Below are 13,110 nucleotides of genomic sequence, written 5' to 3'. Positions count from 1 at the left end.
ATAATCAATAAAATTAGATATAGAAAAAAAATATTTTTCAATTAAGCAAAAGGCTTGAAAGTTTTACAAATATTCGTTTATCTTACAAAAATGTCAAGTTTAGAGACTGAATCTTTTGAGATTTTTCCATTTGAGAATGAATTACCCTCTGCTTTTGCCGATCGTTTAGGGATAATTTATGCCTCAACTGTAACTGACGAACATAAAAAAAAAGCGGGTCAATTTTTTACGCCACTTCCTATTGCAAAATTTATAGGAGAGTTTGCGGTTAGTACTGGCGAAATAGTTAAAATATTAGATCCTGGTTGTGGAATAGGGATTCTTTCTGCTGCCATGGCAGAAGATTTTATTTTCATTAACCCGCAAATAAAGACAATTGAACTTGTTGCCTTTGAAACAGATGTTAAGTTACTTCCACTTGCTGAAATGTGTTTTAATTATCTTCGATTATGGTTGTATTCAAAAGGAGTAGAATTGAATTACTTTCTTTGTAAAAATGATTTCATACTTCATAATTCACATATTCTATCAGGCAGGGAAGATATTCACGAAAAATATGATCTTATCATTTCTAATCCTCCATATTTTAAATTGCCAAAGGATGATCCTCGTTCGATAGCAGCTCAAACTGTTATTTATGGACAGACGAATATTTATTCTATTTTTCTTCTTATAGCGGCAAAACTATTAAAACCGGGTGGAAAACTGATTTTTATAACTCCAAGAAGTTTCTGTTCCGGAAATTATTTTAGAATGTTTCGTGAACAATTTTTCTCCCAGGTGGATATTAAAAATATTCATCTATTTGAATCTAGATCTTCCACATTTAAACGAGATAAAGTATTACAAGAAACCCTTATAATTGCTGCATCTGCTAAACTGAATTCTTCTCCTAATCAATTACATTTGCCATTTGATCAAATTTCAAAAGATTCAATAATTATTTCGTCTTCCTCCGGAATGTCTGACTTAGACAAACGTACGTGGATGTTTTATTCAGCAGAAACCCTTATAGATATAAATAGCTATCAAAAAACACTCCATTTACCATCTAATAATGAAGATGATAAAGTAATTGACGTATTTAGAAAATGGGATAATACATTACATAAATTTGGTTGGGAAGTTTCTACGGGGAAAATTGTAGATTTTAGAAGCCAAGAATTCATATTGAAAGATCCTGTGGGCAACTCTGTTCCACTTTTTTGGCTTCATAATATCAAATACATGGAGTATAATTGGCCTACGGAAAACGGAGTAAAGGGTAAACCGAAAAGACAGTATTTTCTATCCAATAAAGATTCAAATAAGCTTTTGGTTCCCAATTTAAATTACGTTTTGTTAAGAAGATTCAGCGCAAAAGATGATTCAAGGAAATTGATTGCTGCGCCATATTTAAGTACCACTCTAAACGAATTTGATAAAATAGGAATTGAAAATCATTTAAACTATATATATAAAAAACAAGGATCGTTAACGATAGAAGAAACGATTGGATTATCAGCTCTTTTAAATAGCACACTCTTCGATAGATATTTCCGTACATTTAATGGTAATATAAATGTAAGTGCCACAGAATTAAGAGATATTAAATTGCCGAATATTAAAAAAATTATTGAGATTGGCAGAGAAGTTTTAAATGAAAACGAAATAACCCAAACATCTATTGATGGAGTTATTTCAAGGCAGCTAAAGATCAAGTTATAATGAGTAAAGAAAATATTGAATCTAAAATTTCAGAAGCACAACAAATTTTATCTGATTTAGGATTGGAAAAACATTTGCAAAATCGCATTTGTGCGTTAACATTACTTGCATTAAGTAATTTAAAACCCGAAAGCCAATGGAAAAATGCCCATAAAAGAAGCATGATTATTTCCAAAGATATAATGGAATTTGCTAATGAATATTACAAAGCTGATTATAAGCCTAATTCGAGAGAATCATTTAGAAAACTTGCTTTAAAACCTTTTGTAGAAAATACCATCGCTGTTTTAAATCCTGACGATCCTGAATTAAGCACGACAAGTTCAAAAACACATTATGCTTTATCTGATATAGCATTGAAGGCTATTTTGAAATTTAACAGCAAAGATTGGAACGATGCAGTTCAAGAATTTAAGCAGAATCAAACACCTGATAATAAAATAGATACTACACAATTACGCTCTATTGAAATTAGTAACTATAAGTCCATATTAAATGATAAAATTGAACTCGGAAGATTTAATGTATTTATTGGTGAAAATGGTTGTGGGAAATCGAATATTTTAGAAGCAATAGCGGTTATTGGAGCCGCTAAAGCTAATGATTTAAATTTTGATGGACTTTATAGTAGGGGTATCAGAATTGCTAGGCCTGATTTAATGCTGAGTTCTTTTTTGGGAGCTACACAAAGTGATAGAATTAATATCCAGGTTGGGTTTAATACTAATCAAGGACTAACAACAAGTCATTCTTCAATTTATCCTGAAAAGAAAAATGAAATTTATACTAAGTGGATCGATGGTGTATTACCGGAGGTTGAAAGCGACTTTTTAGTTCGCTTTAGAAATATTATTTATGATTATGAAAAAAGTGGAATCAACGTTGATTTTGAAACTGCATTCAAAGAGGTTTTTGAGAAATCCGAATATAAAATTTCCAATAAGTCTGATAGATATATAGAGATTCTTTCAGAATACGGGATTTTCGATTTGAATACTAAGTCTCTGAGAGGAATCACCCCGTCAGATAGTAGGAAAACTCCATTGGGGCTGAATGGAGAAGGGTTAGATTTATTGATTTCAAGTTTTAACTCTTTCGAAAGGGATTATTTAAAAAAGAGTGAAATGTTTTTTAAGTGGTTGGACGGAATAATAAGTGATAAAGATGACAAAAATAAGCTTTTAGGGCTTAAACCAGGTAGGAGTACCTCAACGCTATATTTTTCAGATAAATACATGCTGAAAAAGAATAATGTTCTCTCTGCTGAAAATAGCAATGAGGGGATATTACATGTGTTGTTTTATTTATCACTTTTTATCAGTAATAAAACCCCAAAACTGTTCGGAATTGATAATATTGAAACCGCATTAAATCCGAGGTTATGTCAACGATTGATAATGGAATTGGCTATTTTATCAAAAGAAAGGGGAAAACAAGCCATTATAACTACCCACAACCCAGCTGTTTTAGATGGCCTAAATTTATTTGATGATGAACAAAGATTATTTGTCGTTTATAGAAATAGTGAAGGGCATACAAAAACCAGGCGCGTGAAGTTTAAAGAAGATTTAAAAGATAAGCCATTAAAAATTTCAGAAATGTGGATGAGAGGGTCTTTAGGAGGTGTCCCGGATAACTTTTAAATTATGAGAATTGGCATAATAGCAGAAGGACATTCTGATAGAGCTGTTATAGTAAATATTATTTCTGGAATAACAGGCATGGATGAAAGTGATTTCCAACCTTTACTACCTCAATATAAATATGACGCAACGGATTTAGCTGCTGGAAGAGGAGAGATTCATGGAGGATGGAATTCAGTCAAAGATGAATGTAAGAATCGCATTTTTATCGATGATTTTTTCCTGCAAGAACAAAGCGATTTTATAGCAATTCATTTTGATACTGCGGAAAGTGCAGATTATGGTATTGTACAACCAGAAAAAGGGCCAAATTATTGCAAGGAAATAAGATCATCCATTATTAATAAAATTAATGAATGGATTGGTGAAGATTTAAGTTCGACATTCTTGTATGCAATTTCCGTAGAAGAAATGGATGCATGGATATTGACTCTACTAGAGGACCGTGATTCTTCAAAAACGGCCAATGCAAAAAAGAGAATTGAATTTAAAAAAGGTTACAGGCAAGGAAAGATGAAGCCAGATTATCAGCTTTATTTTGAGTTTAGTAAAGAGTTTAACACAAATGATGAAAAACGTTTGACCAAATATTTGAGCAGAAATAAAAGTTTGCATGATTTTTACTACGATGTAAAAATCAAAGTTGCTGGTTAAATTTTAAGCGTCATATTTGACCCCTAATTTCAAGCTTATATCCTTTGCCGCGTATAACAACAATGTTGATATTCGGATCAAGTTCCAATTTTTTTCTAAGTTTTGATATGAACATATCCAGACTGCGCCCCACAATAACACCTTCATCTTCCCAGATCTCTTTTTGCAGCCGGCTTCGCTCTATAGTCTCGTTAGGAGATAACGCGAAAATGCGCAGTACACGGGTTTCGGTTCCGGTCAGGTCTATTGGTTTTTCATTTATAATGAGCTTCCTGTTCTTCGTATCGAACAACACCGCGCCCAAAGTTAACATGTCAGTATACTGACCGTCAGGCAAGGCTCTCCGTGGCTTAACAGATCTCAAAAAAATAAATCCAACAAATGCTAAAAATGGCAGGCTGCCCAAAAGGTATCCGTTCTTTGCTGTAATTATACCCGTCGCTTTGAATTTAATGTTGATCATGTAACATGCCCGGGGCTGCTTCCTTCCTATACAGGCTACAATATCATCTTTCTTATTTTTTGATATAGCATATCCATAAGCTACACCGGAGTTGCCACAGTTTAGCACGTTAACAACATAGTCATTTGCAAGGGGGGCTTTGGCCAACAAACGGCTGGTAGTATTCACCAGGGAGGCAGGTTGAAAAGTGAGTTCATTCTCAAAACTGATTTGGTATTCATTTTCTGCGATCTTTTTTACCGGGAGCACTCTTGATGTACTATCGCCAGACTGTAAGAGTAGTTCATGTCCGATCCTGCGGAGCAAAACTTCTCTTCTGGCGAGATCAAAGTCGTCACTGCCGGTCATACTGAAAGCCACGCAGATTACAGCGCTAAACAAGAGTAAGATCAATCCGAACAGGTACTTGCGTTTCCCGAAGAGGAGGTTTCGGCTGAGATGCATAGTGTCAAGTTTTTATTTACAAAGTTTACATTTTTATTTACAATCCTGATGCCTCAGGCTGAAATATATCAAAGTAATTTTGCTGCATCAATTCTGATAGGATCATAAAATAGATTATGAAACATATGTTTTACTTAAAATTTAAAAAAATGAAAAGATTATTTGTATTTGTTCCGGCTATCTTCCTGGTATTATTTCTACTAAATTCTTTTGTGCTAAAAGAAAAGGAAGCAAAAAAGAAACCAATAAAAGAAGGCAAATCATCGGCGATTGTCAACATCATTTTTAAATCTGCTGATGGCGGACAAACATGGCAGGACATTAGCGAAGGGTTGCCCGAAAATTTGCAGAGAGAAGGTGTGCGGAGTGATGGTTTCTTTGCAAATGACCGTGGGCTCTATTTACGTGCTGGCAATGGGGTTTATCACAGTGAACCAAATTCCACAACTCGTTTTTGGACAAAAGAAATTTTCCCTGGTGAACAGCGTAACATAGCCCCTGGCAAGAATGGGATATTTGCATATAATTTCAGGGGTCAATTTTTACAAAAAATAAACGGAACGAATAATTGGTCACCCATGTACACGAATTTTCAAGAGCAAGCCGTACGCCTTAACAGAACGATAGATTGGATGTACACGAATTATAAAGAGAAACAAGTATCCAGCGTTTTTGAAACTATAGGAGGCACAGTTTTCGTAGGCTCCAACAACGCCCTTTATAAATCCACTAACAGTGGAAAAACCTGGAAATATGTGCATGTTGGAGGCTGGGTAATGAAAATGGTAGAGTCAAACGGTGTACTGCTGGCTGCCAGCTCAAAGGGAATATTAAGATCGACCGATGATGGTGAAAACTGGGATCGTGTGATTAGTGAAGGGGGTGTTGGCATCGCTGTGGAACGTATAGATGGAGGATTTGCTGCTATAGTAAACAACACAATAACTCAAACAAACAGCATACACATTTCACTGGATAGTGGAAAAACCTGGAATGCCATAGGCGAAGAACTTCAACCTTCCTGGAGTAGTTTATTAATGAAAAAAATAGGCTTACTTAAATCTTCATCGGATATTTTATCAATTAAACAAATGGGTAAATATTTAATATGTGGCGGCTCAGATGGTATATTCCGGTCATCTGACATGGGCAAAACATGGAAAAAACTGTTACTTCCTGCTATAGAAAATTATGGCTTCAATTTATCTGTTTCAGGCAACGTGATTTATGCCATACCAAATAAAGGATGTTGAAAAATTCCAAACCCGCAAAGCTTTTGGTTTTTTGAAGTTCATAAAAAGAAAAAGATAAAATGATAAAATATCTTCCCGTCTATTCTTTGTTACTAATATTTGTTTTTTGCACTTCCTGTAAAGGACAAAGCAAAACTGACCTCCCAAAAGACAGTATTAAGTCCGAAACCAGAAGCGTAATCACTTCCGCCGGACCTAACAATATCACCCGTAATATCATACAAGATAGAAAGGGCAACATTTGGATTGCTTCGTGGGAGGGCATTTTTCGATACGACGGAAAATCGTTTACTAATATCACAAGTAAAGTAAGTTCGGCACGTTTCTTTTCTGTTTTAGAAGACAGGAAAGGCAACTTTTGGTTCGGCTCCGTTGGCTCAGGTGTTTATTATTACGATGGGAAATCCTTTCGAAATTTTACAACCAAGGACGGACTTCTTAATAATGATGTTGGTAGTATTTATGAAGATAAAAAAGGCAACATCTGGTTCGGTGTTTTTGGAGGAGCAAGCCGTTACGATGGGAAATCCTTTCGAAATTATATCATAAATGGAGATGCGATGAATGAAGACAGCACAGGGAAAACTTTTCCGGCGTTGAATGATTCTGCCGAGGCGTTGGTAGTCCTGTTGTCAAAAAAGTTCAGGATAGATTCATAACGCGTTTTTCTTCACTATTATTTCTACAACTTTATTTAACATTGCTTCCTCCCTACCTGCATAAATATTACTATCTCTAACTTTCTTCTTGATTGGACGACCTGTTGTTCTTCTTGCTTTTCTTTTTTTTGTTTCCATTCTCTTGAATTAAATGCACTTTTTTTAATTTAATAAAGATGAAAAACTGATTTATGAGCGTTCACCTAAATGACAAGAAAAAATGGCTTACAAATTTTAATAAATCTATATTGTCAATTGAGGTATTCAAATAGATTTTATGAACTAAACTATGTAATAATCTTTAATATTAATTTAATCCTTGATAGTTTCTAAGCTTAATCTTCATTATCACTCTTCAACGCATTTTTCAACAGAAATGCAAAATCTGATTCTCGTCTTGACTTGCCCGAAAACTTTGATGTGATTTTTTGACTTTTATTTATTTGAGGAATTTTTTCTATAGCGGGTTTGAATTTCGAAACTTTTTGTGGCGCTAATTCTAAGATATATCGTCCTTCTTCGAGTTTGATAATTATTGCAGAAACTTTTTTTCCAAGGAGTTTTTGGTCTTTCAATCGACTATCTTTTATTATGCCTATATATTTGTCGTGAATAAAAGCTTCTGCTTCATCGTTTTTAATGTAAGAAATTTTGGCACGAACCTCCAAGCCTGGCGCAGGTAACTGACATATACTATAATAATTTTCAAACGGATCTTCCTTTTCCGTAAAATATACAACCTGCGCAAATGGATCTATAAATGCAAGTTTTACAGTTAGTGCTTGATCTTTTTTAATGTTTTTAGTAATTCTTTCGGCCTCTAAGAGTTTTCCTTGGACATGAAGACCTCTAATTCGAATAACAATCATTTGGTCTTTTATATCCTTTACTTTGTATTTGTAAACGGTCGCCTTGTTCTTTTCAAATTCAATTAGTAAGCGTCTTATAACTTCGTGATTAAAGATCACGCTTATTCTCTCAGCAAGCATATTGTCATTATAGGACGAGACTATTCTTTTCTTAATAGCTTCGTTACGGTAAATAAATAGCTTCTCTAGAGCTTCCTTAAATGCTGCTTCTTTTCCGTTAGCTATACTCAAGTATATTCCAACGCAATGACAGGTAATGTTTTTAGAGTCAAGACAAGCGATAATAATATTATCTAATTGATTGGGCGAATGATCAGCAAGCTTCTTAATAAAGCCATGATTTGCTTTACGATTATTCACCAATATACCTATAACCTTTGTTACAAATTTAGAATCATCAAAAAGTTTAAATTGGGATACGAGGTTCCATGCTGTATTTGTACTTTCAATAGAATGGGCATTGTCATTTTTACAAAGCTTAATACAATAGTTTTCCAAATTTGATTTACCAACTTTTTCGGCGCTAGTAAGATCTATTAGACGAAAGAAACGATATAAAAAAGATGGTTTAATTGAGGTAAAAAAATCCTTTTTAAACAAATCAAATAATTGGTCTTTGATTTTAACGATTTCCTCAGGATTACGCCTGCCAAGATTTCGAATAATCGATGGGATAAAAGACTTATTAAGATTAACCACGATTGATATGGAATCAAATAGATAGTTAAAGTCAATAGTTTTGACGAGTACGGATGATATCTGTCCCAACAACCTAAAAACAATTTCCCCGTGTTTGCCAATACTTGATGCCAACGACTCGTTGAATAATTTTGCTTCTCCAAGGCGAAGTAAAGTGATCAACCCGTTTGATGCTGTTTTTATATTATCTACTTTCTGAGAGTTAATGAAAGCATTTTTAGTAATGACAGCAAGTATGGCATCATCGTTTTTAATTGAACTTTCAAAGCATTTTAATGCCAAAATCGGGTTGCGTTCGGAAAGGCTTCCGATGAATTCGTCGTAACGTTCAACTAATCCTGAGTATAAAATAAGAGGTTGTTCCCAATTTGTCGAAGCTTCAAATGCTTGCAATTCGGATTCTGGTAGATTTTTTTGTAATATTCCTTCAGCAGCGAAATATTCTTGGTATAATTCGTGAGTAAAGCTGATCTGATTATTGTTTTTGGTAAGCAAGCCAATATCAATTAGATCTATTAATATTTTTGAGCGATCCGCCGATGGGTCAATTTGTTCTACAGCTTTCGATATAATGGTTATTGCATAGTGCGTGTCGAAACTAATGCGTTCGTCAATCCTGGTTTGTAAGCCAAGTGCAAGGAGATAATTAAAATACTTATAGCAGTCAAATAGTTGATTTTTATGCTGCTCTCGTTTTAACAAAGCATCAATAAAGTTTTTAAGCAATAGACCTTTATTAGACGGAATGGTAAAAGGTGCCTGCTGAATAAGCGAGCACAGTATTACCAAAATCAATGGATTTCGGCATAATTCTTTTAATTTTGGTTGTTTTTCGAGTTCTGTAACCAGGGTTGTAGCCTTTTCGGGATGGTTTTTCTGAATGAACTCTATGATTTCTATGTCGTTTAACGCTTGAAGTTCGAATACAGGTATATTGAAATCGTTTTTATATGCTGATGGTCTAGTTGTGAATATGAAACAACTATGCTTGTAATCTTTAAGGAGACTTTTAATCTGATTTTTGAGCTCAACTTGATCAGCCGAAATAAGAACCTCATTAATGCCATCGAATAAAAAAGCTAGGAATCCTGATTCTCTGTAAGAACTTATAACATCTTGACTTAATTCCGCATATGTTGCAACTTGTGAAAGTAAGTCTCTTTTAGGTACAAAGTTTTTTATTGGAAAATATAAAGGCAAATTTTTATCCTGCCGTGCTAAGTGATAGCCGAGAAATTGCAATGTAGTAGTTTTTCCTAATCCTGGATCGCCAATTATTACAAACTGTTTAAGATCACCCAGAATATCTAGAATTTTGCCCTGTTTGGGCACAAATGATTGCGCTTGGTTGTTTACATCCCAATCCGTTTCAATAATATGAGGGGATAGCTCAACCAGATCATTAGTGTCTTTTTCAATAAAGATCGTTTGCACATACCGATTTTGCCATTTTGAAAAATAAGTTGCAAGCTTGGAATTATGCTTACTTTCGATCGAAAGGTTTTCTGATAGTAATGATAAATTGTCTTGAACAACGAATAGATATGCTAACAATACATATTCGGCATAAGTAATAAGATCTCTTTTAGGAATATTGGGAGCCTGATGTACTTTATTTCTTAGTTCCTTTCTTAGGAATTCTACTAAATCATGATTAAATCCAGTAAAAGCAAATAAAGGATGTGGCAAGTGCCTAGCTCCAGTGCCCTTAGGCATACCTTTTTGTGGTACAAGTATACCGTCACAAAGATTATTAAGTGTTGTTTCCTTTATCCCTATATGACTACTATCTCCGCTCCAATAAATAGTATTCTTATAACGGAGGTAACCAACCTTCTTTAAAAAGGCTTCGAATTTTTGAGACAAACCTTCTATAGCCACTGGATAACCCGAAAGGTTGTCTGATAAAATCACATTACAATATTGATTGAAATCATCTGGTAGTCTTTCCAAAGAAGAATCGCTATCCGTACTATTGATAAATAAAATCAATAGTTTAATACAAAGTGACAGATTAGGTATTAGTGAGTCTAATTGATGTGCGGCATGCGTTGCTGGTGATTTTACATCTTTAACAGATTTGAAATAGTCAAACAGCTCGGGTTCTTTAGTACTCATTAGTAATTATGATCTGTTTATTGGTTAGTTAGACCAATAATACAAATATTTGTCTCAACAATCAATTACAAATAAGGAGGCGTTTTTTCAAACCTGTAATTAATAGAATTGAGGAAAGGAGTTTCGTAATTAATCTTGATGAATTTACAATTACAAGGTGTGAACCCCCCATGTCAATTTCTTTGAACACCTTTAAAGAAAACTTACCCCGGCAAAAAATAAAAGCAAATAAATTTGCGCAACTCAAAAGTTGCATATATATTTGCAACCTGTAGGTTGCTTAATTTGCCATTACAAAATGAAACAAGACATATTCCAGGCCATAGCTGACCCAACACGCAGGGCGATATTAACTTTAATTGCTATTCAAGCATTAACACCAAATGCTATGGCCGAAAAATTTGATATGAGCCGACAGGCAGTATCGAAACATATTAAAGTATTACACGAATGTGAATTGATTAAACCTGAGCAGTCTGGCAGAGAAATTTATTATCACTTTAATGCAAAAAAAATGCAGGAATTTGACAATTGGTTAGCCCAGTTCAGGAAAAACTGGGAAACGCAATTTAATCAACTTGACGGATTATTATCATCAATTAAAGAACAGAAATAATGAACAACGATTTGCTATTTGATTTTAACGTTGACAAAGCAGCGAAAACGGTATTTATAACAAGAGAGTTTAACGCCGGACTTTCTTTGGTATGGGATGCTTTTACAAAACCAGAACTACTGGACCAATGGGGAGCACCTGCACCGATGCGCGCCAAAACCAAGTATATGGATTTTAAAGTGGGTGGGCGCCGGTTTTATGCGATGATAAGCCCCGATGGGCAGGAGCGTTGGGCAGTCCAGGAATATACTTCCATTACCCCGAAAACCAATTTTAAGATGTACAACGCGTTTGCAGACAAAGACGAAAACCGGGAATTACCGGGGTCTGACTGGGATTACAATTTCAGCGAACAAAATGACATAACCAAAGTGAACATTATCATTTTTAATGAATCGTTTGAGCGATTGGAGAAATTATTGGAAGGCTTCAAAATAGGCTTCACCATGACCTTAAAAAATCTGGAATATCTGTTGGTCACTTTATCACGAAAACAATAAGAAGAAATTTTATAATCACATTGACAACGGCAACGCTGAAAACTGAAGAGCGTAAACAGAAAAAATTAACAATTTAACAATAAAAATTATGAGAACAATTAATCCCTGGATCAACTTCAACGGAAATGCTGAAGAAGCATTCACTTTTTACAAATCAGTTTTTGGCGGAGAGTTCACAAAGATCGTTCGTTTCAAGGAACTATCAAGCGCGGAATTTCCGATAGCGGAACATGATGAAAACAAAATAATGCACATTGCTTTGCCTATTGGCAAACACAATGTGTTAATTGCCAATGATGTTCCCGAATTTATGGGACGGGTAAGCGAAAACGAAAACAGGTCTAAAATATCAGTTAGTGCAGAAAGCAGTGAAGAAGCAGACAAAATATTTAATGGATTGTCAGCAGGCGGAGATATTGAAGGGCCCATTGGCGAGGGTCCCTGGGGTACATACGCTGGAATGTTTAGAGATAAATATGGGATTGAATGGATTGTGGAATTTGACCCAAATTATAACGGAAAAATTTAACCGAAGAAAATCCCGCTGTTCGGGACTGTGTCCCCAGCGTTTGGAGTGTTTAGTGTAGTCACAAACTACAAGCATAGTCATCTATAATCGGAAACTTCGGACAGAGGGTTAAAGACTACAGCAGAACGCAAGAAAGGTGTTCAATAAATCGAGCGTGTTAAATTTATTGAACCCCTTTTAAAAAGAAGATTGCAAGATTATTCACTTTCCCACTCGAATTTTTATCAGCATATTTCACCTGCCGGTTCAAGCGTCCCGCTTGAATCCAGGCAAATGTAAGCGTCCCGCTTACATGAGGCATTTTGCAATGTAGGAAAAATAGCTGCATATTTATTACCATGCAAGGCAACGCCTCAACCGACGAGCTCACTTTGACCCTAATCGTGGTAGATTGAATATACGTATTTACCCGGAACGTCCGCTGAAGGTTGTTTGGTGACGTCAGCGGGACGCTGCCGGGGTTGGGGTTCAAGCAGGACGCTTGAACCGGCGGGGATCGACACAAAGCCTGGTCCGCAAAATGGATCGGGCTTTGTTGTTTATGCTTAGTAAGGATTCTTACGGAGACAAAGTATTTGTTGGATCAAGTGTTTTTTTTAGCATATATTTGAATTTAAATGGCTCCAAAGAACAAGCACTAGTAAAACCCTTCCTGCTATTATTTTCTGCTTGTCAGGAATATCAACAACATTATGACAATTTCGAGGACTTTAACAAAGTGAATCAAAGAAATAAAGGATGGTTCCCACCTATAGTTTCTAAAGATGCTTATGAACTTTTTAATAGTTCTTGTCTTGATTCATTATGTGCATTTGGATCATTTTCTTAAATGAACAATAGTTTCTATGATACAACATTTACAAAACCTCAAACAAGAAAAATAAATTTTTCATTGTTTGAAAAAAAAGTAAATGTTCACATAAAACAAAAACCAATTTGGTTTCTAAACTTTAATA

General features: G+C 34.9%; 11 protein-coding genes. 8 read left to right on the top strand and 3 right to left on the bottom strand.

Annotated elements, in window-relative coordinates:
- The first annotated feature begins 90 nt into the window (after positions 1 to 90).
- From JWQ54_RS05660 to JWQ54_RS05650, 3 genes are read left to right on the top strand one after another with little or no spacing between them, the layout of a single operon-like run.
- Entirely contained in the window at positions 91 to 1,707 is a 1,617-nt protein-coding gene (locus JWQ54_RS05660; protein ID WP_299581468.1) for an Eco57I restriction-modification methylase domain-containing protein, read from the top strand.
- Positions 1,707 to 3,350 (top strand): AAA family ATPase, encoded by a 1,644-nt coding sequence (locus JWQ54_RS05655; RefSeq protein ID WP_299581466.1) that lies wholly within the window; start codon positions 1,707 to 1,709, stop codon positions 3,348 to 3,350. The genes JWQ54_RS05660 and JWQ54_RS05655 overlap by 1 nt, the downstream gene beginning before the upstream one ends.
- A gap of 3 nt (positions 3,351 to 3,353) precedes the next feature.
- Positions 3,354 to 4,004 (top strand): hypothetical protein, encoded by a 651-nt coding sequence (locus JWQ54_RS05650; protein WP_299581464.1) that lies wholly within the window; start codon positions 3,354 to 3,356, stop codon positions 4,002 to 4,004.
- Positions 4,005 to 4,014: 10 nt separating this feature from the next.
- Here JWQ54_RS05650 and JWQ54_RS05645 read toward each other — a convergent pair whose 3' ends face one another.
- On the bottom strand, positions 4,015 to 4,911 hold the full coding sequence (locus tag JWQ54_RS05645; protein WP_299581462.1) for a winged helix-turn-helix domain-containing protein: 897 nt from the start codon (positions 4,909 to 4,911) through the stop codon (positions 4,015 to 4,017).
- A gap of 149 nt (positions 4,912 to 5,060) precedes the next feature.
- Here JWQ54_RS05645 and JWQ54_RS05640 point away from each other — a divergent pair, with 149 nt between their 5' ends.
- A complete protein-coding gene (locus JWQ54_RS05640) occupies positions 5,061 to 6,164 on the top strand; it encodes an exo-alpha-sialidase (RefSeq protein ID WP_299581460.1) in 1,104 nt (367 codons plus the stop codon).
- Positions 6,165 to 6,223: 59 nt separating this feature from the next.
- Positions 6,224 to 6,823: a two-component regulator propeller domain-containing protein gene (locus tag JWQ54_RS05635; RefSeq protein WP_299581458.1), complete on the top strand. Its 600-nt coding sequence runs from the start codon at positions 6,224 to 6,226 to the stop codon at positions 6,821 to 6,823.
- On the opposite strand, the gene JWQ54_RS05630 is transcribed toward JWQ54_RS05635, so the two are convergent.
- Positions 6,818 to 6,961, bottom strand: a complete 144-nt coding sequence (locus JWQ54_RS05630) for a hypothetical protein (RefSeq protein WP_299581455.1) — start codon at positions 6,959 to 6,961, stop codon at positions 6,818 to 6,820. The genes JWQ54_RS05635 and JWQ54_RS05630 overlap by 6 nt on opposite strands.
- A gap of 197 nt (positions 6,962 to 7,158) precedes the next feature.
- On the bottom strand, positions 7,159 to 10,509 hold the full coding sequence (locus JWQ54_RS05625) for an NACHT domain-containing NTPase (RefSeq protein WP_299581452.1): 3,351 nt from the start codon (positions 10,507 to 10,509) through the stop codon (positions 7,159 to 7,161).
- A 298-nt stretch (positions 10,510 to 10,807) separates the two neighbouring features.
- On the opposite strand from JWQ54_RS05625, the gene JWQ54_RS05620 reads away from it, so the two are divergent.
- From JWQ54_RS05620 to JWQ54_RS05610, 3 genes are all read left to right on the top strand, one after another.
- Positions 10,808 to 11,125, top strand: coding sequence for a helix-turn-helix transcriptional regulator (locus JWQ54_RS05620; protein WP_299581449.1), 318 nt, complete (start codon positions 10,808 to 10,810; stop codon positions 11,123 to 11,125).
- On the top strand, positions 11,125 to 11,625 hold the full coding sequence (locus tag JWQ54_RS05615) for an SRPBCC domain-containing protein (protein ID WP_299581446.1): 501 nt from the start codon (positions 11,125 to 11,127) through the stop codon (positions 11,623 to 11,625). Before JWQ54_RS05620 ends, JWQ54_RS05615 begins: the two co-directional genes overlap by 1 nt.
- An 88-nt stretch (positions 11,626 to 11,713) precedes the next feature.
- The gene (locus JWQ54_RS05610) at positions 11,714 to 12,154 is read left to right on the top strand and encodes a VOC family protein (protein ID WP_299581443.1); all 441 of its coding nucleotides are present in this window, start codon (positions 11,714 to 11,716) and stop codon (positions 12,152 to 12,154) included.
- Positions 12,155 to 13,110: the final 956 nt, after the last annotated feature.

Origin of the sequence: Mucilaginibacter sp., assembly GCF_028288225.1 — a bacterium.
Classification (GTDB): domain Bacteria; phylum Bacteroidota; class Bacteroidia; order Sphingobacteriales; family Sphingobacteriaceae; genus Mucilaginibacter.
The sequence above is the reverse complement of the archived record's forward strand: the minus strand, read 5'-3'. Positions and strand labels throughout refer to the sequence as shown.

Coding starts and splice junctions, on each gene's coding strand:
- JWQ54_RS05660 (WP_299581468.1), top strand. CDS start 91: ATGTCAAGTTTAGAGACTGAATCTTTTGAGATTTTTCCATTTGAGAAT.
- JWQ54_RS05655 (WP_299581466.1), top strand. CDS start 1,707: ATGAGTAAAGAAAATATTGAATCTAAAATTTCAGAAGCACAACAAATT.
- JWQ54_RS05650 (WP_299581464.1), top strand. CDS start 3,354: ATGAGAATTGGCATAATAGCAGAAGGACATTCTGATAGAGCTGTTATA.
- JWQ54_RS05645 (WP_299581462.1), bottom strand. CDS start 4,911: ATGCATCTCAGCCGAAACCTCCTCTTCGGGAAACGCAAGTACCTGTTC.
- JWQ54_RS05640 (WP_299581460.1), top strand. CDS start 5,061: ATGAAAAGATTATTTGTATTTGTTCCGGCTATCTTCCTGGTATTATTT.
- JWQ54_RS05635 (WP_299581458.1), top strand. CDS start 6,224: ATGATAAAATATCTTCCCGTCTATTCTTTGTTACTAATATTTGTTTTT.
- JWQ54_RS05630 (WP_299581455.1), bottom strand. CDS start 6,961: ATGGAAACAAAAAAAAGAAAAGCAAGAAGAACAACAGGTCGTCCAATC.
- JWQ54_RS05625 (WP_299581452.1), bottom strand. CDS start 10,509: ATGAGTACTAAAGAACCCGAGCTGTTTGACTATTTCAAATCTGTTAAA.
- JWQ54_RS05620 (WP_299581449.1), top strand. CDS start 10,808: ATGAAACAAGACATATTCCAGGCCATAGCTGACCCAACACGCAGGGCG.
- JWQ54_RS05615 (WP_299581446.1), top strand. CDS start 11,125: ATGAACAACGATTTGCTATTTGATTTTAACGTTGACAAAGCAGCGAAA.
- JWQ54_RS05610 (WP_299581443.1), top strand. CDS start 11,714: ATGAGAACAATTAATCCCTGGATCAACTTCAACGGAAATGCTGAAGAA.